The organism is Nostoc sp. DedQUE05 (assembly GCF_034530955.1).
Lineage (GTDB): Bacteria > Cyanobacteriota > Cyanobacteriia > Cyanobacteriales > Nostocaceae > Nostoc.
In genome coordinates, this window is the sequence record NZ_JAVRCB010000017.1 from 25,237 (window position 1) to 48,485 (window position 23,249).

The window sequence follows — 23,249 nt, forward strand, 5'->3', positions numbered from 1 at the left end:
GATAGTCACTCCAGCCATTAAAATCCTTCCAGACTTGTTTATTGTTTGGCGACTTTAAAACTTACGCACTGTACAAACGCATCATCTCTTGTATCAACTTTCAGGAAGAAAGGTATTGTCAAAATGCAAACTCCAGTTGCGTTCATCATTTTCAATCGCCCAGATAGAACCGCAAAAGTGTTTGAGGCTATTCGCCAAGCGCGTCCACCGATGCTTTTAGTTGCAGCGGATGGGCCTCGTGTAAATCGAGCTGGAGAGTCCGAAAAATGTGCTGAAACGCGATCGATTATCGATCGCGTAGACTGGCCCTGCGAAGTCTTAACCAATTATTCTGACATCAATATGGGAATGAAGCAGCGAGAAGCGACTGCTTTTTCTTGGGTATTTGACATCGTTGAAGAAGCTATTCTTTTGGAAGACGACTGTTTACCTCATCCGACATTTTTTCCCTATTGCGAAGAATTATTGAGGTATTACCGTCATGATGAGCGGGTTATGACAATTTCTGGAGATAATACCCCCTTGGGCAATCCTAGAAATCGGCAGACTCAGGATAGCTATTACTTTTCAATTTATGCCCGAACATGGGGATGGGCAACCTGGCGTAGGGCATGGCAACATTACGATCTAGAAATGAAAAAGTGGTCAACCATTCGTGACGAGGGTTGGCTGCAAGACATTCTCAAAGATTCCAGAGAAGTCCAATTTTGGCAAAACCAATTTCAATCTACCTATGATGGTTTTGACACTTGGGACTATCAATGGATGCTCTGTTCCTGGTTACAAAATGCCTTGAGCATTATCCCCACAGTTAATTTGATTAGCAATCTGGGATTCGATCTGGATGGAACCAATACAACAGATCGAGGAGATCCACGCTCCAATGTTCCGACACAAGCCGTGCAATTTCCATTACAACATCCGCCCTTCACGATCCCAGATCGCCAAGCCGATCGCTTCACAAGAGAAAATGTTTATATGCCAAGTCTCTTGAAACGTGTCCAGAGAAAGCTCAGAAAAACATTCAAAAATTTCAAATAATTTGTCGATCTATTAATGTTTAACCATTGAATCTACTTATGCAAATTATTCATACTAGTTATTCTGATTTATCTGGAGGTGCTGCTCGTGCAGCTTACCGGATTCATCGTTGTTTGTTACAGGCAAAAATAGACTCTCGAATGCAAGTTTTGTCAAAAATTTCTGACGATCCAACAGTTAGAGGTAATTCATTAAAAATCGGAAGAATAACAACAGAAATTCGCACAGGTATTGGTTTATTAGCCAAAAAAACCATCAAAAGTTGCGATCCAACGCGTTATTCGGCTGGACTTCTTCCTTCTAATTGGGTAAAATCTTTCCATGCCTCTGATGCAGATGTGATAAATCTTCATTGGGTAGGTGCAGAGACTTTATCCATTAGTGAAATTGGTCAGATTCGTAAACCGATAGTGTGGACGTTTCACGATATGTGGGCATTTTGTGGAGCAGAGCACTATACAAACGATGGACTTAATGCTCGCTGGCGTGAGGGTTATCGAGCAGACAATCGTCCACAAGACGAGTCTGGTTTCGATTTAAATCGTTGGACTTGGGAACGCAAGCAACGTAACTGGAAATATCCTTTCCATATTGTGTGTCCTAGTAACTGGCTAGCAGATTGCGTTCGCAATAGTGCATTGATGGCAGATTGTCCCGTCTCAGTCATCCCATATCCCTTAGATTTAGATAGCTTTCGCCCGATTGAAAAAACATTAGCACGACAGCTTTTGAATTTACCTCAACAGCGATCGTTAATTTTATTTGGTGCCTTGGGCGGAACTAACGATCCTCGCAAAGGTATTGATTTATTATTACAAGCTACCAGTTTTCTGGAAAATCAAAAGTCAAAAGATATAGAAATTGAAATAGTAATTTTTGGGCAGTCACGTCCGCCACAAGTTCCTAAATTGGGTTTCCCACTTCGATATACAGGACATCTTGCTGATGATATTTCTCTCGCTCTACTCTATTCTGCTGCTGATGTCTTTGTTGCACCTTCTAGACAAGATAACTTACCGAATACAGTTGTTGAGGCAATAGCTTGTGGTACTCCTACTGTTGCTTTCAAAATTGGAGGAATGCCTGATTTAATTCAGCATAAAGTGTCAGGCTATTTGGCACAACCATACGAAGCAGAAGATTTAGCAACAGGAATTCAATGGGTTCTACAACAACAAAAGGAAAGTAAATCTCTTAGTTTAGCAGCCCGTCGTCATGCAGAATATATGTTTGACCCAGTTCGGATCGCACAGCAGTACGTTGCGGTTTATAAGGAAGCAATGAATATACAAAAAAAGTGAGTGAGTAACTATATGGGGCTTGTTGAAAAAGCCCCACTGTGGATTTAGAATTTACGCAGCTTGATAAATACTAGCTTCGTAACAGAGTCTCATCAAATTCGTTTAGCAACCTCCCAGAGAAAGTGTAAGGGTTTTGAGTCTATAGAGGTGATAATGTTGCACTTCTAATATCTAAAAATTATGCTTCTTAAATTCATCCCAGAAAAAAATAAAATCCATTCAATACATAAAGTTTTTTCTTTGTTTGGCAATTTAAAAAATTTTATTTTGATATTTGGTCTAGCTATTTGGGCTATTATTCCGTTATTAGGTGTAGTTTTTATACTTGTATATTGCCAAATTAACGTTTCCCAAAATAAAATAGTAGGAAGCCAAAAACGTATACTTAATATATTTCCAATCTTACTAGTTTTATTTACAATTACTACATATATAGCTAGCTTTGAGCCATTTCAAGATACAATTGTATATCTTGATATTTATTCTTCGCTTCAGAAAGAAATAGGGTTGACTATTCCAGATATCGAACTAGAACCAGTCTCTTTCATTTTGCCTAAATATTTGAGTATATTAATAGGGCCTAGTCAACTGAGTTTTTTATTCCTTCAATCTTTGACCATGAATACGGCTTTCACCGTTTTCGCCATACTATTTATGCCCGAATTTTATCCATTAATCATATTAATTAATGTAACGACTCAAGGATACTATTTTCAACTATTTTGGATGAGACAAATTTATTCATGGATATTTATAATACCTGCTATTTATGTTGATAATTTTGTTATTGCTTGTCTTTGTATATATGTCGGTTATTGGACACACAAATCTTCTTTAATGTATACTTTTGGCATATTACCTGGACTATTCAAGTATAAATTTATTAATGCATTAAATCCATTCAAATCATTTTCTAAATATTTGAATAATAGATTTAGTATTATTATTTGTTTTAGCTCGATACTTTTATTTTCATCAGTAATAATGAAATCACTGCTAGATTTGACAAGTTCATTGTCATCTTTTGATGGTTCTGTATCTCAGAGAATCGATATTTATGGCGGTGGCGGTGATGACTACAGTTTTGGAGATAAAATTAAAAATCAAATACGTCCTATTCTTGATTATATTATTATCTCTATATTTATCTTGAGAACCGATCTAAGTAAAATAAATAGAGTATATAGCAAAACAAATAGAAGATATATAAGATGGATTACAACATTCTTTTTGCTTTTCTTACTTTATTTTGGGTCTTTAACATATGGATTTAATTTGAGAATTACCAGTATCTTTTTTTGCATACCTGGTTTTTTTTATATTATCGCTCTTTCTTCAGACAAACTTGATGGTGCCTATAGCTATGATACTTTGATATTTATATTGGCAATTGTTTTCAGGATGATTTACTTTTTTGTTAGTATCACACTTCCTCAAAGCTACCTAACTTTTTGGAATGGTGAACCGCTAACTACACCAATCAGTGAATATTTTTACCTTTTTTATCAGTTTTTATTAAACCTAATTAATCATAACTAATATGAATAATTGCCAAGTATCGATAGTGACGATATCCAAAAATAATTACCAAGGATTGCAAAAAACCTTACAATCAGTCAAAGAACAAGACTATCAAATAATAGAGCATATTATTATTGACGGAGATTCTGATGATGGAAGTAAAGAGTTTTTAGATTCATATACCCATTCTAAAAATTATATTTATTTGTCAGAACTAGATAATGGGATATCTAGCGCATTTAATAAAGGGTTACAAAAAAGTAATGGGGATTTAATTTTCTTCTTAAACTCTGGAGATGTATTCTTTTCCAAAACAGTGATTTCTGAAGTTGTGCAAAGCTATATGCAACATAAATGGAAATGTGCTATTGGTGTCACCGTCACTACAAGTTTTGCTGGAGAAACCATATTTTATCGTCCGCCGCAACTTTCATCGAAATTTCTAAAATACTTTATGTTTTTACCACACCAGGGGTTTTTCTGTGAAACTTCTCTACATAAGAATTACAAATACAATGAATCTCTAAAAATTTCTATGGATTACGAGTTATTTTTACGAATGCTTAAAAATATAACAATCTTTTATTTACCTACAGTAATATCAATACGCGAACCTGGAGGTATTTCTAGCCAAACTCAAAAGAGAATTAGTGAACATTCACAAATACGTTTGATTTACGCTAATAAAATATATGAAAAGTTGATAATTAGCATTTTAAATACATTGATTCTACTTAAGAACTATCTCAAAATTGATTCACCTTTTGCATCAAAAAAACAGTAAATCAAAGATTATATTAGCGAATCTTTACTAAGACTTCAGTCATCTCAAATATTTTTTAAACAACCGCGTTTTTATCCATTTGTGAATTATGCATATAATATATCTTTTTAGACCGAAAAATCCTAGAGTGCATCATTGCTCAGAATCTTTTTACAAAGCAATGACACTAAATACTGATTCTGATATAGCTAGTTATTCTGTAAAATACTTGTATTCCGTCACTTTACGAGAGGTTTGGTCATTAATCAAACAGTTCGTGAGCATAAATAAGGAAGAAGAAATATCAGTATTTTTCTTTTTAATTCAGTTAGATTATTTAGTGTTAGCTTTAATTTTAAAAACTATTAGTAAATTTTTAAATAAGAAATTAAAAGTTTTTTATTTAATGCATGAGCCTAAATTTGAAAAAGGAAGAATTAACCCTTTAAAAGCAGATATTGTATTTTTATATCATTTAATTTTTGGCTATATAGGAGATAAAATATTATTGCCTAGCAATGAGGCAGTTTTGAAAGCAAAAGACTTCGTTAATAATGATAAGCTTTACAAGTTAAACTTATCATTTATTTCTATACCAGAAAATATTTTACACAATAATTTAGCACAACTAAAGTATAGTTGGGATAAGGAAAAAACTTTTTTATTGCTAGGTCGAGCAGATAGAGATAAAAACCCTCAAGGATTTTTATCTCTAGCAAGTATAATTAACACAGATTACCCAAAACAAGCGAGATTTATTCGGGGTGGAAGTGAGAGGAACATACAAGTAAATTACGACGAAAAACTAATAATTAGATTTCCTGGCTTCATTTCAAATAGTGCTAAAAGTTTCCTACTTGGTTTAAGCCACTTTGTTGTGATTCCCTACTCATTCTCAACTCAAAGTGGTGTGGTGACAGAGGCTTTGAGTTATGGAAAGCTTTTAATTATTAATGATATTCCTACTTTCTCATATTTAAAAGGTCTAAGTTTTGTCTTTTTTACTGATTTTAATGACAAAAGTTCAATGTCAAAATGTATCCATGATGTATTTAGTATGGACATAAATGATTATGAAAAACGCTATTGGGAAGCAATAAGATACTTCCAAGAAAATCATTCAGAAGCTTATCTTTCAAAAACCTTGCAAGAAATTTTATAAACATATTTTTGTTTTTGAAATATACAGAGGTGAAATACATCCATGTCGAATACAGTACTTACAGTTTCTAGCAACATACAAGCAAGCATTACAGTGGGTATTCCTTTTTACCAAGGTAGCAATATTGCACATCTTCGTGCTGCTATTGACTCTATTTTATGGCAAAGCGTACCAGCAAAGGAAATTCATTTAATTCAGGATGGTTTGGTTTCAAAAACTTTGGAGGAAACTGTTAATGAATATACTGCAACTTATCCTCATATAAAACACCTCTTAATTTCTCAAAACATGGGTTTAGCTCATGCACTTAATATCTCTATATTAAACTCTTCATCTACATACTACGCAAGAATGGACTCTGATGACATTGCACATCCAGAGCGATTAAGTAAACAAATAGATTTTTTAGAAAATAACTTAGATATTGACATCTTAGGTACTTGGGCTTATGTCTTTGAAGATGAATTTCCAAGAGAAAATTGCTCAATTAGGATAATGCCTGTATGTAATCAGGAGATACATGCACTGTTTCATTATCAAAATCCGTTGATACATCCATCTGTGATGTTTAGAAGTAGCGTTTTTGCTAAAACAGGGCTTTATAACATGGAATTTCGTTCTGAATGTGATTTAGAATTGTGGGCAAGAGCATTGAAATTGAGAGTAGGTATTTCAAATTTATCTGAACCTTTACTTTATTATAGAAATACAGGCGTTATAAGTAGAAGGTCTGCGGCTTTAGGACAGCAAATTAAAGCACGATATCAATACAATACTCTTTCACTAAAATTAAATATTCTCAAAGTCATGTCTTTACTATTTCGCATTCTTCCTTATCAAATGCAAGTTTGGGGATACAAAAAGTTTAAAAAAGAGAGCAATTTTAATCAAAATGCTGGCGAATTTTTAGTTAAATATAAATCGAATATTTCTAATTAATTATATTCAAACTATAGGTATTAATTATTATTATAAAAATTGGTTGAATATCATATCTATTTAATTTTTATAAAAAATATTTATCATACTGTATCTCTCAGTTGAACAACGCAATTAAACATAAGATAAACTTAACTATGCCACATAGCTCAAACTTCTTCATCCCTACTTCTCAGAGTTAAGAGATACGGAATAAGAAGTTTGAAAAATTTAGATGTCTTATATTTAATTACTAAGCTTATTAACTTATCTTACTTGATACAACTTTACTTCATAAGCATTTAAACGAGTGCTGAAACTTGCATTAGGAAATAGGTTATTAATAGTTTTTTCATTAAAAGTAACTATTTTACCAGCTAAACTCTGAGTCAGTTTTATTACAAAATTTATTTGAGTCGAAGTATGATTAACAGCTATAATTAAATATTTTGTAGTATTAGGAATAGGAAATAATTTAACTTCTATATTTGGGTTGTTTACTTGTACTGGATTACTTAAATCTTCTCCTCTAACGATTGCAGGAATGTAATCTCGGAATTCTTTAATAGTAGGATACAAAACTGACTCATTCCAGGAAGGTGAAGAGAGATAGTGTATCCAAAATAGCAGCCCATCAGCCCCTGTAAGGACTGATAAATAAAACATATAGCGAAATTCTAACTTTGTTGGTAATCGAAGATCGGTCTGATTTCCTCTATAAGCTTGTATTACGTTCCAAAATTTTTTGTTTTTAACATCAGCAAGGGAAATGACTTCGTAGAGTGCTTTTCGGTAAAATGATACCCATTGGAATTCTACAACTCCATCTTTGCAAGGATAACAATCCCACATCAGTATATCCATTGCATCGCTATAAGGTTCAATTTTTTCTATTTTGTGAAAAACTAATGCCACTGGCTTTGATTTATCTTCTTCCTTAATAGCTTTGTATACCTTTTTTAACAAATTTGGAGAAATTGGTCTAGGTTTTTTTATTTCTGGTTCATCATAAAGATACCAAGCATAAACGGAAGGATGGTTTTTATAAGTACGAATAAAGTCTTTCACTCCAGAAATATTTTCTGATTCGACTAAAATACGAGGAATCTCAAGCAGGATTTTTATTGGTGTTTTTTTAGAAGCATCCAAAAATGCCTGGATTTTTGCTTTGCTCTCTTTTTCAACATAGGGCATTAATAAGTCAATTCCTTTAGAAGATGCTTTGATTGGTACATCAATATTATTGATATTGTCATACCAACCTAAGAAAAACGGTAAACTTCGTTTCCGATTAGTTAAATATTTTTTGGGATTTAAACTTACAAGTATGCTGCTAGTACTAGCTACTAAAAAACCAGGAATTAAAGCTATAAATTTACGTCGCGTTATCATTATCAAATATTAAATTTAAGAACAAGCTTAATTAAACATCACATTGATTGGTTTGGCAATATTTGGTATTATCTATGAATCATTGCAACTTATTCAAGGACATTTGAGTACCTACCTCATACCTTAGTAGCGATGTAAGCAAACGTTTGTCCGCGATAAAACTGGTCACGTCCACCTTTGGTGATATATGCTGGTTCTCTGAAAATCATTGGCAATATTTAGAATTATAAATATTTTGTAACAGTTTCACTGCGTTAGCATTTTTTGTAGTGAATTTGAAGCGATCGCTACCACTAACAGTTATGCTTTCTTTAGTCACTGTCCCTTTTTAAGAAGTGACATTAATATAAAAGTATCACTTTATACTTTTATATTTGTATCGTTGTAGTGGTGGGCTTCACTGTTGTATACCAGAGTTGGTATTTGAGGTCTAGTCTTTGCTCGGTTGATAACAGTGCTGATGTTTTCTCTGGAAGCGCATTTGCCGAAGTGACAGCGAAAATAATTGCGATCGCAGATAGGGTAGCATTGAATCAATAGTTAAATTTACAACTTTTGTTCTTAGCATTTACCCTTAATCTTAATACTGACTATTTCCAGATTAAACTACCACAAATTAAGAATTATTTACCCTATAGTGTCAGTTTTAACATGCTTTTACCAGTAGCAAAAACAACTTAACATCGACGAATAACCACTGTCTAGTGACTAAGTGCAACCTTTAATTAATGCATAGCTAATTCTTTGCGTGCCTCTGCGTTTCCCTCTGTGCCCCTACCCTGCAAAAAGGCGAAGTGCTTATGCGTTTAAATAAAAAAGAAATCAGCAGACAGTTCCCAACCTACTACTTAGTTACAAAACTTAGACTTAATCTCAGACAAACTGGAGTATACACTTTTAAGACTGGAGACATTTAAGATACAGGTTCTACATACTTCTTAATAAATCCGCCTTGAGAACGCAAAACGTTCTAATCTAAAAGCTAAGTGGGTTAATTTACTGGCAGTTTTGCAGGTAATACTTTCAAGCTTATAAAGCATAGACACGCCGATGTGTCAAGCCTCAAAACAATCCAGACTTAACATATAAACGCTTATAATGGGAGTTTTACAAATCCGATGAGTGTTAAGGCGAGTGGTGGAAGCTCGGTTGCGCGTCCGCAACTATATCAAACCCTACCTGTATCCACAATTACCCAAGCGGAGCAGCAAGACCGTTTCTTGGGAAATGGTGAACTAAATGAACTGGCAAGCTATTTTGCATCTGGTGCAAAGCGTCTAGAAATTTCTCAGACGTTGACGGACAATGCCGAGATTATTGTGTCTCGAGCTGCTAACCGGATTTTTGTTGGTGGTTCGCCAATGGCTTTTTTAGAAAAGCCCAGAGCAGTAGAAATAGTACCGGTTAGTGCTGTTAGCGGTGCTAATGTTCAACAAGGGATGCAACTGGGAACTGTAACCTACGTTGAAAGTCGTGGTGGGTTCCTAGAAAATTTACGATCAATATTTAACTCATCCCCCAGCGGCCCGACACCTCCAGGTTTCAGACCAATTAACATTGCTCGATATGGCCCAAGCAACATGGCCAAGAGCTTGCGGGATTTATCCTGGTTCTTGCGCTACGCTACTTATGCGATCGTTGCTGGCGATCCCAACATCATAGCGGTGAATACAAGGGGTTTGCGGGAAATCATTGAAAATGCCTGCTCTGGAGAAGCTACGCTAGTAGCTTTACAAGAAATCAAAGCTGGGGCACTTTCATTTTTCCGCAACGATGCTGAGGGTACAGAAATTGTGTCTCAGTACATGGATGTTTTGTTAACAGAATTCAAAGCAGCCACACCTTCAAATAAACTGCGCCAACGCCCTTCTAGCGACCAGCAAGGGTTAGAATTGCCGCAAATCTACTTCAATGCCTCAGAACGTCGTCCCAAGTTTGTGATGAAGACTGGGTTATCCAGTAGTGAAAAAAATGAGGTAGTTAAAGCGGCCTATCGACAAATCTTTGAGCGCGACATTACCCGTGCTTATAGTTTGTCCATATCTGACCTAGAATCCAAGGTGAAGAATGGCGACATCTCTATGAAAGAGTTTGTCCGTCGTTTAGCTAAATCTCCCCTTTACCAAAAACAGTTTTACCAGCCTTTTATTAACAGCCGAGTCATCGAACTAGCTTTCCGTCACATTCTCGGACGGGGCCCAAGTAGCCGAGAAGAAGTACAAAAATACTTCTCGATTATTTCTAACGGTGGTCTACCAGCTTTGGTAGATGCCTTAGTAGATTCTGCTGAATACGGCGACTATTTTGGTGAAGAAACAGTACCCTACCTGCGGGGTCTGGGTCAAGAAGCACAAGAATGTCGCAACTGGGGGCCGCAGCAAGACCTGTTTAACTACAGTGCGCCTTTCCGCAAGATACCTCAGTTCCTCACCACATTTGCGGCTTACGAGCAACCGCTACCAGATCAACATCCTTACGGTTCTGGTAACGACCCCTTGGAAATTCAGTTTGGGGCGATTTTCCCGAAAGAAACTCGCAACCCCAGTACCAGTCCGGCTCCTTTTAGCAAGGATACCAAACGCATCCTGATTCACCAAGGAGCAGGGATTAATAACCAAAATAGTAATCCCAGAGCGCGGGGTGAAGCTCCTGGTACCCTTGGTCCCAAGGTGTTCAAATTAGACCAACTGCCTGGTACTAGAGGTAAAAAGGCTCCCAAAAGTTCTAGTGTCAGATACTCCGAAAGCTCCACACAAGCAGTAATTAGAGCTGCTTACCTGCAAGTTTTTGGTCGCGATGTCTACGAAGGTCAGCGCCCGAAGGTATTAGAAATCAAGCTGGAAAACGGTGACATCTCGGTACGGGAATTTATCCGTGCTTTGGCTAAGTCGGATGTCTTCCGCAATCTGTACTGGTCATCGCTGTATGTTTGTAAAGCGATCGAGTATATTCACCGCCGCTTGTTAGGTCGTCCGACTTATGGTCGTCAAGAAATCAACAAGTACTTTGATATCGCTTCTAAACAAGGCTTTTACGCGGTGGTTGATGCCATTATTAACAGCGTAGAATACAGCGAAGCCTTTGGTGAAGATACGATTCCTTACGAACGGTATCTGACTCCTGGTGGTGTAGCAGGGCGACAATTACGTGTTGGTAGCATTCGTGATGATATTGCCGCAAAAATCCAGAAGGAGGTAACACCAAGCTTTGTGACACTGGGTACAGTGACAGAAAAGCGGTCAGAACCAGATATTCAGTTCCGCATTAACCAAGGTGTTAGCAAGCAACGGGAACAAACCAAAATCTTCAAATTGGTGGCGAATACTACTGACAAGGTTGCAGTCAAAACTTTGATCAGCGCTGCCTATCGTCAGATTTTTGAGCGGGATATTGCACCATACATCGCCAAAAACGAATTTACCAAATGGGAAAGCAAGTTGGGGAATGGCGAAATTAGCGTGAAGGAATTTATTGAAGGTTTGGGTTACTCTAACCTCTACCTGAAAGAGTTCTACACACCTTACCCCAACACCAAAGTGATTGAGTTAGGAACCAAACACTTCTTGGGACGTGCGCCACTAGACCAAGCAGAAATCCGCAAGTATAACCAAATTTTGGCTACTCAAGGTATTCGTGCCTTTATTGGTGCTTTGGTAGATAGTGTGGAATATAACCAGGTGTTTGGTGAAGATACGGTTCCTTACCGCCGCTTCCCGACCCTGCCAGCGGCAAACTTCCCAAATACAGAGAAGCTTTACAACCAGCTGACCAAGCAAAACGATGACGTGGTTGTACCCAGCTTTAAGCCAGTACAAGCCCGTGTCGGAGTTAGTAACGATACACCGCTTTTGGTACAGGCGATCGCAGATATCGCAGCCCAAACAAATGGTCAGCCATCCTTTGCTGAACTGGGCCGTTCTTACAACGATGCTAGCGGACAAACCGTGGAACAAGGTGTGCGTAAACATGCACGCATTTACCGTCTAACAGAAAACACCAACCAAGACGAAAAACAACAGGCAATCAACGCCATTTATCGTCAAGTCTTGGATGTATTTAGCGGTGAGGTGCCCGATAATTTCCGTCGCACTGACCTAGATAGCAAACTCCAAAATGGTGAAATTTCCGTGCGGGAGTTTGTGCGTGAACTAGCTAGTTCCCAAATCTATCGCCAGCGCTTCTTATCACCTTATCCTCATACCAAGACCATTGAGTTCCTCTTCCGTCATCTGTTGGGGCGTACACCCGCAACTCAGGAAGAAATTGGCCAATATAACAAGCTGCTAGTCGATAGTGGTTTGTCAGCCGCTGTAGAAGCAATAGTCGAAAGTCCAGAATATAACCGCTACTTCGGTGAAGATGTTGTGCCTTACAACCGCTTCCCATCTCTGCCAGCAGGTAACTACCTCGGCAGTGTTGCGGTTGATTAAGAAGTAGGGAATAGGGAATAGGGAATAGGGTACAGATTATTTACTGTTCCCTGTCCCCTGTAACCTTTCCCCTGTCCCCTTCTTAACCTTTCGTAATACCGCTCTCAGATTGCAGTTAAAACAGTAAATTCTGAAAAGCAATATTACAAAGTATTAAGAGCAGTCATAAATGCTCAACAGAATGCCGGAAAATGTTTTGCGGAAGGTAACTGAGTTTGAAAGCTTGTGTACTTGTGTTGACTCAAGCAAACTCGTAATTTATTAGCCGTAGCAGTTGTAAAACTGTTGTGTCTAAAAGGACGAGAAAACAAACTCGGTAAACCAAACTCAAAGTCGCACCAGTTTAATCAAATCCTGGTTTCATTAGTATTGGAGGAATCCATTAATGAGTATCGTCACGAAAGCTATCGTGAATGCTGATGCAGAAGCTCGCTACCTCAGCCCTGGTGAGTTAGATCGGATCAAGTCCTTTGTTACAAGTGGTGAGCGCCGGGTGCGGATTGCTCAAGTTTTATCAGAAAATCGCGAACGGCTTGTTAAGCAAGCTGGCGATCAACTGTTCCAAAAGCGTCCTGATGTTGTGTCTCCTGGTGGTAACGCTTACGGTCAAGAATTGACTGCTACTTGCCTGCGTGACCTAGATTATTACCTCCGCCTCGTTACCTACGGTATCGTTGCTGGTGATGTCACCCCCATCGAAGAAATTGGTGTTATTGGTGCCCGTGAACTGTACAAGTCCTTGGGAACTCCTATTGATGGTGTTGCTGAAGGTATCCGCGGGCTGAAGAATGGCTCTGCGTCACTGCTCTCTGGTGATGACGCTAGTGAAGCTGCTGGCTACTTCGACTACCTAGTTGGTGCCCTTCTAGGATAGGGTAAAGCTGTTTACCTACTTAAACAGAAGTATTGCAATACGGTTGGAAATAAGGAATTAACAACATGGCTCAAGACGCAATTACCGCTGTCATTAACTCCGCAGACGTTCAAGGTAAATATCTAGACTCTTCTGCTTTAGAGAAGCTAAAAGGCTACTTCTCCACTGGCGAACTGCGGGTACGTGCTGCTAGCACCATCAGCGCTAACGCTGCTGCGATCGTCAAAGAAGCTGTAGCAAAATCTTTGCTATACTCTGACATCACCCGTCCCGGCGGCAACATGTACACCACCCGCCGCTACGCTGCTTGCATCCGTGATTTGGACTATTACCTCCGCTATGCCACCTACGCTATGTTGGCTGGCGATCCTTCCATCCTAGATGAGCGTGTGCTCAATGGCTTGAAGGAAACCTACAACTCCTTGGGCGTTCCCGTCGGTGCTACCGTGCAAGCTATCCAAGCAATCAAAGAAGTAACCGCCAGTTTGGTAGGTTCTGATGCTGGTAAGGAAATGGGCGTTTACTTAGACTATATCTCCTCTGGCTTAAGCTAAGAACTAGTTTGCGCTTAAGAATTTAGGTGCGGCTTTATTAAGGTCTGGAAATCAACCGTGAGTGCTAGAACGTTATATTGCTTATCTTGGTAAATTATCAGTGATGAGTGTTGGTGGTCTAGTATTGATGTTTGATTTCCAGCCTTTGAATGATTAAAAGATTTGCACTCAAGATTTTGAGATAAAAAAGTTTTCACAAGGTATACAGGAGATTTTCAAAATATGTCCCGTTTGTTTAAAATTACTGCTCTAGTTCCCAGCCAAACCCGAATTCGGACTCAACGCGAACTGCAAAATACTTACTTTACTAAGTTAGTTCCTTATGAAAACTGGTTCCGCGAACAGCAACGTATTCAAAAAGCAGGTGGCACAATTATCAAGGTGGAACTAGCAACTGGCAAGCAAGGCGCTAATACTGGCTTGTCGTAATTCTGTAAATAGAATATTATTTTAGGGAATTGGTAAGAGGTCGAGAAAGACCTCTTTTTTATGGCTCGGATTTTATGCAAATCAATAATTAAACATATTTAAAAGACGATACCCGCGAGTATAAAGTGGAACTGGAGCGTCAGCATTCTGTCTATTCTTAGCCTGTTCAATAGTTTCATCAAGCACAATTAGGTTTCTTTTCCAACCTTTAGCCAATTTTCCAGCGATCGCTCTTAACTATAGAACCCTAAATTTTAAGTATAAAATACTACTTTTATAGCGCAAAGTAGAAATGGCAATTTGTCAGAAATTATTGAACTAGTGGTGTATTGAAGTTAACAACTCTAATATTTATGGTTGTAAAGCCTACTTATGAGTTATAAGTTATGATTTATGAGTTTTATTTTTAACTCCTAATTTCTAACTTTTTACCTGTACCGATCGTGAATCTACGCCACCTGATTCCAATTTTTGATAGTTCAGTCTCCAACTGGGCATTAGAAGCGCGGTTCTTGCGCTGGTTAACCTTGATTTGGCTGTTCGTCGGCTTGATCATGCTATTTTCAGCATCATATCCTGTCGCTGATGCCCGTCAGAATGATGGTTTGTATTACTTTAAACGTCAACTGCTTTGGGTCTTAGTTTCCTTAATTGGATTCAATATTGTTGTTAATTCACCGTTGCAGAAAATTTTGGGACTATCCCATTGGTTTTTGTTGCTATTTTTGGGGTTAATTTTTGTCACACTGATCCCAGGATTGGGAAGAAAAGCTTTTGATGCAGCGCGTTGGATTGCGATCGGGCCAATTCCGATTCAACCTTCAGAACTAATTAAACCCTTTTTAGTGTTGCAAAGTGCGCGGCTTTTTGGTCAATGGGAACGAATTAGTTGGCGGGTTCGTTTCGCTTGGTTGGGCGTTTTTGGTTTGGTACTTTTAGGAATTCTTGCCCAGCCTAACTTGAGTACAACGGCACTTTGCGGCATGACCATCTGGCTAATTGCTTTAGCAGCTGGCTTACCTTACAAGTACCTGGGAGGAACAGCAATTGGTGGAGTAATGTTGGCGCTACTCAGTATTAGTATTAAAGAGTATCAGCGTAAACGGGTAATGTCATTCCTCAATCCTTGGGCGGATGCTACAGGAGATGGCTACCAGTTGGTGCAAAGTCTACTAGCTGTGGGTTCTGGTAAAACTTGGGGAGCTGGATATGGGCTTTCTCAACAAAAGCTGTTTTATTTACCAATTCAAGATACCGATTTTATTTTTGCGGTGTTTGCTGAAGAGTTTGGCTTTGTTGGCAGTATGGTGTTGTTGGTACTTTTAGCTACATTCGCTACTCTCGGATTAGTTGTGGCGCTGAAGGCTAAAAATATAGTACATCGATTGGTAGCGATCGGTGTGACGACTTTGATGGTGGGACAATCATTGCTCCACATCGGTGTTGCTACAGGTTCTCTACCGACTACTGGCTTACCTTTACCGATGTTTAGTTATGGTGGTAATTCTATGATTGCCAGTTTAATAGCTGCTGGGTTGTTGATTCGGGTAGCACGTGAGAGTAATGAAGCTGAGGTAGTACCGTTGCGAAAACCTCAACTTGAAAATGGGCGCAGACGCCGAGCTTTTCATAAAACCAGGAATTGAGCTAGCAAATGCCCAAAAAGTTACCTCTGAGGTAAGGGAGTCTTAAATGGACTATTGCTAGGTGGCAGAGTAGGTGGAATTGGGTTAAAGCTAGGTATAGGAGTAGGCACTACTTTTTTGAGGACTGTGATTGCAAATCCTCTTTGCTGGGGTTGTTGCTTACCAGATATATCATTGACTAGCAGTCCGATTTGAGCGGGGAAGGCTTGATTTACTAAAAACTTCGTTGAACCAACTGCTGGAACGTCATTGCCGTATGGTAGAAGTTTAACCTGAATATTTTCTCCCTCTACTCTCCAACTCAGAATAGCAGATGTTCCTTCATTGAGAACCAAATTTGGTTGTTCGCTACCGTTAATTTTGAAATAGACAATCTTAAATGGTTTGGGTAATATTGGAATTTTTGATTCAGCTTTTTTAGAACTAATTTTGTCGCTTCCATTGTTAGAAACAGTTTTGATTTCAAATGCAAAACTTCCCACTTTATTTGCTAATAAAGGAATATTTTTACATTGCAATTGTTGATTTTGTTGTATACATAGTTTTTTAAGTTTAGGGTCTGTAATATTGCCTTGATTAAATTTGTAAGTAACTGGTTTACCATAAGATGTACCATCATCTGCATTGCCAACAACCTGTAGTTGTGACAGCAATAATGGACGTGCAATTGTCCAACTAAAAAGAATATTTTCACCTTTTGTGTACTGTGGCTTATCTAGCTGAAAATTAACTACTGATGCAATTGGTTTTTCTGCAATTTCTACTTGGGTACTTTGCGCTGCTACTTGGTTATTTCGGGAAAATATTTGTATGCCATTGTGATAAAAAGCTTGTAATTCAAAAGTGTAATTACCTTTTGTTTTTACTCCAGTTTTGACGTTGCTACAAATTAATTCTTGTTTATTTTGTACCTGACAAGCAGGGATTTCATTAGCACTTACTTTACCCAGTGTTTCAGGAATACCATTGCTAAAGTCATAAGTAATCGGCTGAATAGGTTGGGAACCTTTAGCCGTCAAAACTAACTTTTTTAACTGTTTATATTGATGAATTTCCCAGTTTAAAGCTACCTCATCACCTTCAGTAATTTGAGAGTCATTTGCACTAAAATTTTCTAATCTCAAAGGATCGGGGTTTAAAATTCGCCAAATGATAAATCCTATCCCTCCCAATAACCCCAAAATTGCCAAAACTAACAGAAGAAATTGCCACCAAGGGCGGGGTTTCCATACCAAAGTTCCTTGAGGTAGTGTGTTCGGTAGAGGTAAATTTTGTTGGTCTTTGATATTGAGTTGAAAGTTGATCGCTAGCCCTGCACCAAACCACGGTCGTCGCCACCAAGGTTTGGGTTTGACCGTCAAATTAGCCACAGTACTTCTATTAGGTAATAATCTGACTTCAGTAGGATCAAATTTGTAAGTATATAGTTCTTCTTCGTCTCGACTTTTTAAGTTTAATATTAGTTCGCGGACAATATTGCCCTGGTTAGCTAGTGATAATTCGTACTTGCCAAGACTACGGCTAACTTGTCCCAAGATGGTATTAAGTTCTATATCTAAGCGATAATTTGTCGGAATTTGGATATACACCAAATCCAGCAGTACTAAATCTGGAGAGTTTTCTGAATACAAGCGGATTGTCGGCGAATAGCTTCCCGCAAGGGTATCTCCAGGTGGGTGAAATTTCAACAATATTTGACCTTGCGTACCAGGATTGAGTTCTAATGCAGTCACGTCAGACACTAATCCTGGCCCCTCAAATCCAGTCGCAGGATAATTAATTGTGAACCAGTCATCGTCTAAATCTGGACAACTCAAGCGGAATCTGTCTACGAGATAAGAGCGATTGTCAACTATTACCTCCACTTGCAAAGGCTCACTAGGATTGAAAATTAACGGTTTGTTGGGGTTGGTGTTAGGTCTGATGGAAAATGTTGGGTCGTTCACCCGAATTGCAGTCTGTTCTTTTAGCAGAACCTTAATTTGGTTTGCGAAAGTTATGGGAGTATCTTGTGGATAATGTAGAGGAGAATCTACGACTAGTGTATAGTCATAGGTTCCTGGGAGAGCATTTGCGGCGATTTGAAACTCAAATCTGACTTCGTCGCTATTTTGCCCTGGAGCTAATGCTAAACTTTCTCTAGGAGAACTAGACCAGCCGGTTAAATTTTGAAATACTTCGTCAAAAATAAAATATAAGTCAATAACCGCACTTTGATTTCCCTGATTGATTACAACAATATAAAGTTCAATGGTATCTCCTGGCATCCCAAATTGAATTCCAGGTGGGTTGATAATAACTTGCAGTGGATTGAATTTAGCTTGCATGTCATTGATTCCCTTATTTGATGCGGTGTAATTTGACCTGAAAATCTTCACCACCACTCACAATCATGGTTCCTTGATTGGTTTTCAAGTCGATACTATTGATTTTTTTAGAGCTTTGGTAAATTGTTTTACCTTCTGCTGCTCTTGTTTTGTCAAGCTTATGTTCGGGAGTTAAGTACCAAACTACGACTCGTCCATCATCGCCACCACTTACTAAGAGACTCCCATCGTCACTAAATGCTAGAGTCCGCACAGATGTTTTTGATGCTGACCAACGGTCTAGTTGTAAACAATTAAGTTCATTTACTTTTTCTAGCGGATTCGGATTTTTGAGAGTTTGACACTGATTTAAATCCCAAATGGTAATAAATCCCGCAGAATCAGAAGTTGCGAGGATTTTTCCTGTTGAGTCAGGAACAAAAGCTAATCCCCAAATATAATCTTCAGGCCCAACTAATGGGTCTAGTTTTTCTAGATTTTGCACCGATAAACTTGGGAATTGTTTATTAGATTGAGTTTGATTCCACTGCCACAATATAAAACGCTTAAAGTTTCCAGCAATTACTAGAGTTTTTGCATCTGGGCTGAGATTTAATGCCCGGACTTGGAAACCTGAGAGTTTCAATCTACTTTGTACGTCAATAACTTGCGGTTCTGGCAGAAAATCGCTGTTAGGCGCTGGTCTTGACCATAGTCTGACTTTACCACTGCCATACCCACTGAATAAGTTAAGTGAGTTTGAGGTGAAAGCTAGGTCAAAAACGCGATCGCCTTTTGCTTTAGGATCTTTAAGGTCTTGAAGTTGGCTAATCTTTGTACCTGAAGGAACATCTCTGAGTTCAATTACACCATTATCTAAACCAACAGCAGCGCGATTATTTTGTAATGGCATGAAGCGCAAGACTTCTACAGCGTCATCGGTAATGGCCATCAAGCCTTTAGGCTGTTGTGCTTGGTCGCAAGCAAGGGGCTGCCCAGCGTATCTTACAGTATCATCGGGGTCTAAACTATCAGCACCAATTCTCCAAAATCTTAAGGTGCAATCATCTGACCCACTGACCACAGATAAACCAATGCCACTAAAGCGCACTGAGTTGACAGAACGGGTATGCATTACTCCTTTTGGTTGCAAGATTAATGCGAGGAGTGCGGCTAATAGTGCGATCGCAGCCAATTGTAGCCATAAAGGTATAATTGGCAGAGTCTCTACTTCTAATGTCTGCGTGGCTGGGTCTGTACTGCCTAAACGTTGATCGGATAATTCCGATTTAGCCTCTAATAATAGAGTTTTGCCGATTCCAATCCAAGGACGTTTTGTTTTAACATCAAGGATGACTTTACTTGTCTCTCCTAGATGCAGATTAGCGGTTTCAGGAAGCTTTTTAAAACTACATTTTCGCCAATCTCTACCCTGCATTTGTACATTAATTTGCTGATTGAGATTGCTAGCGTTTTTAAATAGTAATTCAAAGGAAGCTGTATCAGATTTCCAGTCAGGCAACCATGCCGATTTATTGGGGATTTTCAGGTGTTTTTCGGTGGTAGTAAAGTCTATAAAACCCACTGGCAACACTTCAACGTTGCCTCCAGCATTAGTTGGATAACCATTATTGCTAACAGCTTCAATAGTAAAAGGGTAATTTTGACTGGGCGCTTGCACTACAGAAGGAGGTTGGCATTGGAATGTAGCTTCTGCTAAACCACCCGGATCTAAAGGTAATCGGCGTTCTGCACTGCCAGCCAGCCAAGACGGATCGACGCCTGCAAAACGCAGCATTACCTCAGTTGGTTGTTGCCCCAAGTTCCGCACCCGTACTGGTATATCGACAGAATTGCGGGGATAAACTTGGAACTCTCGTACAGGTAATTCTACACTTAAATGTGTTGGTCTGTTGTCTCGCTCGATTTTCAGGCGTAGCACAAGTCTGGACTGTTGTGCTAATTGCGGTGAAAAAATGTTTACCATCAGGTTGACAGTACCAACAAATCCCGGCATGGGTGTATTGAATACGAATACTTGGAAGATGGTACTACTGCCCGGTGGCTTGGCTGCCGCTACCTCTGGTTCGAGTCTATACCAGCGATATCCTGTGTTGCGGATTTCTCCTGCCGCAGTAATTTCTATCTGAAAATTGACGAAGCGATCGCTGTCATTATTAACAGTTACCTCAAATGATACAGGAGTATCACCTGGACGAAAGATTAGGTTTTGAGTAGAAAGGCTGGCATTAATAACACTTTTTTCCATGCTATTACTTATAATATTTTTTTATATTCTGCATGACTAGCGCTATTAAAAAATTAATGTCTCGTGAAAACGTGACAATAGCTTTTTTTCTTTGATTATTGAAATTTATATACTATTAAATATTGTGTAATAAATTGGCCAATTTATAAAAGTCATTTTCAAAGGCGATCGCTAATACATATACAGCAGAATTCAGAATTCAGGAGTAATATCATGTCCGCATAATTAGTTATGCTAACCACAGTCATTACACCCCACCCCCAACCCCTCCCCGCTTGCAGGGAGGGGAGACAAGGCGTAGCTTTGGCGGGGTGGGGTTCTTCGGGTTTAATAAGCAATCAAGCGGACATGATATAAAACACGCTTTATACCTGGGTAACAGATTTAGCTTGCTTGTGTACCTCACCAACTTGAAATCTGCTGTATGACCCAAAAACCTTGTAGAGACATAGCACTGCTACGTCTCTACAAGGGTTTCGGATAACGCATATTTAATTTCTGGATATGACTTTCTCAGCAACGCCTGAACTCAAATTAAAATCGCTGCCCAATTCCCAGATGCACTTTGCTTTCTCCCTGGTCGTTAATGCCATAGTCAGCCCGAATTAAGCCTAGTGGTGAATTTAATCGCACTCCCGCCCCATAACCAAAACCATAACCTGGTTTATCCCGTACACCTGCCGGATCTCCTAATACAGTATCACCAGAACCTAAATCTGAGGCGAAGTCGGCAAACAACACACCGCCTACGATTGGTAAGACGGGAAAACGATATTCTGCCGAAGCCAATACATAACTGCGACCACTACCAACTTCGCCAGAATCGTAACCGCGTACCGAGTTGGAACCACCCAAGTTAAAACTTTCGTAGGGCGGTAAATTCCCAAGGACGGTACCGGCTTGGACATTCACCGCAAATACTTGTGGCTGTTTGCTGTTAAATAACTGCACTGGTAAATATTGGCTGTAGTTAGCTTTGAGGCGATTGAGGGAAATATTACCTTCGCCGATGGGTATAGATTGTTCTGTACTCAGACTTAGAACGGAACCTTGAGTTGGATTGAGGGGATTATCTCGTTTATCTTTGGTGGCGGTGAAGGATACGGTAGTTAGGTCGTCAATACCAGTTCCACTCGCAGAGAGGGGATTGCCCTGAACGTCAGTTGGGGTAATATTACCTTGGCGATCGCGAATACTAGTTCGGGTATAGTTTAATCCTAATGAGGTATTCCAATCGTCAATTGGTCGCTGCAAGCTGACACCACCGCCAATTTGACCTTCTCGCACTTTATCGCCGTTAGCTAGCTTAATCTTGTCATCAAAGGTTTCCGAAAGTTCCTGACTACGAAAACCATTTACAGTGTAGCCCAAGCGATCGGGGTTAGTTATTCGATAGGGGCTAATAAATTTGGTATTAAATTGTAAGTCTCGGCTACTTACCCCAACATTCACACCTAAAGTATCATTAACACCACCGACATTCTGATCTTGATAGCTGATTGTACCTACCAATCCTTGATCGGCATTGTAACTCCCACCCAAATTAACACCACGCGCCCCAGTTTCTTTGAGTTGGTAAACTAAATCAAGTTTTGTTGCATCACCTTCTAAAGCAACATTCACAGTTTCAAATAAACCAGTCCGATATAGTTGTTGAATGTCTTGTTTAACGACATTTTCTTGGAAAATTTGACCGGGTTTCAACTTGAGTTGTTGTTGTAAGAAATCTGCTTTGGTGCGTCCTCCGACGGGATTTCCCTTGCTATCAAGGGTTTTACCCTCATCGTTGACAAAGCGAAATTTGATATCACTCACCAAACCTTCAGCGACATTCACAGTGAGAATGCCTTGAGAACTGGGTTTAATTGATAGCACCCGCGCTAAGTTATAACCATTGTCGGCGTACCACTTGTTAATTTGTGCTACTGCTTGTTGCAATCCACTGGGACTAATAGTGGTTCCAATCTGAGATTGCAAACGTTGTTGAGCGACTTGATAGGTAAGTACTTTAGCACCAGATAATTGCAGCGATCGCACAATCACTGGTTGAACTTGGTATACTACATTCAATCCAGCCTGAGTGCTAAAGCTATTCACACTGACACTACTAAATAAACCTGTATTTAAAATTGCTGTTACATCTCTTTGCAGCTGGCTTTGACTGGTTTCTCCACCCACCTGGGTTTTTATTACCTGGCCAATGATTTGCTGTAATTCTTGATTGGCTCCCACCACCCGTACATCTGTAGCTCTGACTACCAAATCGCTTTCAGTAGCAGGAGTTTTGGGGGATGAAGGGGAAAAAGAGGGAGTGGGAAGAAGCGTTACTGATGAATTTCCCTTGTCTGTTGATTTTAAGACTACTGGGGAATTTTTGTTTGCACCTGTTTGCACGGCGACAGGATTTTGAGAAAATTGTTGTGCAACTATAGTTTCTGGGGAAGCAATTGTCTCTACCCGTGCGGGAGTGTCTTCAATTATCGGTACCACCAAGTTACCAGCTTTTGGAGTTGGAGTAACGGTTTTAGCAGGTGCAGCCGTTGCTTGCTGAGTAATATTGCCAGTAGCTAATGTAGCTAATGTAAAAATTGCAGTAGCAGAAACTCGCATAATATTTAACCTAATTAACTGGGAGTTATACTA

14 protein-coding genes and 1 pseudogene are annotated in these 23,249 nt (G+C 39.1%); 11 read left to right on the forward strand and 4 right to left on the reverse strand.

Annotated features, from left to right (window positions below; translation table 11 throughout):
- Positions 1-123: 123 nt before the first annotated feature.
- From RMZ42_RS14710 to RMZ42_RS14735, 6 genes are all read left to right on the forward strand, one after another.
- Positions 124-1,041, forward strand: a complete 918-nt coding sequence (locus RMZ42_RS14710) for a glycosyltransferase family 2 protein (protein WP_322672090.1) — start codon at positions 124-126, stop codon at positions 1,039-1,041.
- A gap of 38 nt (positions 1,042-1,079) precedes the next feature.
- Positions 1,080-2,342: a glycosyltransferase family 4 protein gene (locus tag RMZ42_RS14715; RefSeq protein WP_322672091.1), complete on the forward strand. Its 1,263-nt coding sequence runs from the start codon at positions 1,080-1,082 to the stop codon at positions 2,340-2,342.
- A gap of 180 nt (positions 2,343-2,522) precedes the next feature.
- Positions 2,523-3,881: a hypothetical protein gene (locus RMZ42_RS14720; protein ID WP_322672092.1), complete on the forward strand. Its 1,359-nt coding sequence runs from the start codon at positions 2,523-2,525 to the stop codon at positions 3,879-3,881.
- A gap of 25 nt (positions 3,882-3,906) precedes the next feature.
- Positions 3,907-4,647, forward strand: coding sequence for a glycosyltransferase family 2 protein (locus RMZ42_RS14725; RefSeq protein WP_322672093.1), 741 nt, complete (start codon positions 3,907-3,909; stop codon positions 4,645-4,647).
- 160 nt (positions 4,648-4,807) lie between these two features.
- A complete protein-coding gene (locus RMZ42_RS14730; protein WP_322672094.1) occupies positions 4,808-5,788 on the forward strand; it encodes a glycosyltransferase in 981 nt (326 codons plus the stop codon).
- 42 nt (positions 5,789-5,830) lie between these two features.
- A complete protein-coding gene (locus tag RMZ42_RS14735) occupies positions 5,831-6,727 on the forward strand; it encodes a glycosyltransferase (RefSeq protein WP_322672095.1) in 897 nt (298 codons plus the stop codon).
- 246 nt (positions 6,728-6,973) lie between these two features.
- On the opposite strand, the gene RMZ42_RS14740 is transcribed toward RMZ42_RS14735, so the two are convergent.
- Positions 6,974-8,098 (reverse strand): glycoside hydrolase family 2 TIM barrel-domain containing protein, encoded by a 1,125-nt coding sequence (locus RMZ42_RS14740; RefSeq protein ID WP_322672096.1) that lies wholly within the window; start codon positions 8,096-8,098, stop codon positions 6,974-6,976.
- A gap of 1,118 nt (positions 8,099-9,216) precedes the next feature.
- On the opposite strand from RMZ42_RS14740, the pseudogene RMZ42_RS14745 reads away from it, so the two are divergent.
- The 5 genes and pseudogenes from RMZ42_RS14745 to RMZ42_RS14765 form a co-directional block, all read left to right on the forward strand.
- Positions 9,217-12,516, forward strand: a pseudogene (locus RMZ42_RS14745) (phycobilisome rod-core linker polypeptide); the annotation flags it as partial.
- Positions 12,517-12,913: 397 nt separating this feature from the next.
- Complete coding sequence (gene apcA / locus RMZ42_RS14750; protein WP_322672097.1) at positions 12,914-13,402, forward strand: allophycocyanin subunit alpha; 489 nt, start codon at positions 12,914-12,916, stop codon at positions 13,400-13,402.
- Positions 13,403-13,467: 65 nt separating this feature from the next.
- A complete protein-coding gene (apcB, locus tag RMZ42_RS14755) occupies positions 13,468-13,956 on the forward strand; it encodes an allophycocyanin subunit beta (RefSeq protein ID WP_104908010.1) in 489 nt (162 codons plus the stop codon).
- Between the two features lie 222 nt (positions 13,957-14,178).
- On the forward strand, positions 14,179-14,385 hold the full coding sequence (locus RMZ42_RS14760; RefSeq protein ID WP_094349821.1) for a phycobilisome linker polypeptide: 207 nt from the start codon (positions 14,179-14,181) through the stop codon (positions 14,383-14,385).
- A 443-nt stretch (positions 14,386-14,828) separates the two neighbouring features.
- Positions 14,829-16,031 (forward strand): FtsW/RodA/SpoVE family cell cycle protein, encoded by a 1,203-nt coding sequence (locus RMZ42_RS14765; protein ID WP_322672098.1) that lies wholly within the window; start codon positions 14,829-14,831, stop codon positions 16,029-16,031.
- Between the two features lie 20 nt (positions 16,032-16,051).
- On the opposite strand, the gene RMZ42_RS14770 is transcribed toward RMZ42_RS14765, so the two are convergent.
- The 3 genes from RMZ42_RS14770 to RMZ42_RS14780 all read right to left on the reverse strand — a co-directional run bounded on the left by RMZ42_RS14770 (position 16,052) and on the right by RMZ42_RS14780 (position 23,216).
- Positions 16,052-18,358, reverse strand: a complete 2,307-nt coding sequence (locus tag RMZ42_RS14770) for a hypothetical protein (RefSeq protein ID WP_322672099.1) — start codon at positions 18,356-18,358, stop codon at positions 16,052-16,054.
- A 13-nt stretch (positions 18,359-18,371) separates the two neighbouring features.
- The gene (locus RMZ42_RS14775; RefSeq protein ID WP_322672100.1) at positions 18,372-20,606 is read right to left on the reverse strand and encodes a hypothetical protein; all 2,235 of its coding nucleotides are present in this window, start codon (positions 20,604-20,606) and stop codon (positions 18,372-18,374) included.
- 534 nt (positions 20,607-21,140) lie between these two features.
- Positions 21,141-23,216: an outer membrane protein assembly factor gene (locus RMZ42_RS14780; protein WP_322672101.1), complete on the reverse strand. Its 2,076-nt coding sequence runs from the start codon at positions 23,214-23,216 to the stop codon at positions 21,141-21,143.
- Positions 23,217-23,249 lie beyond the last annotated feature (33 nt).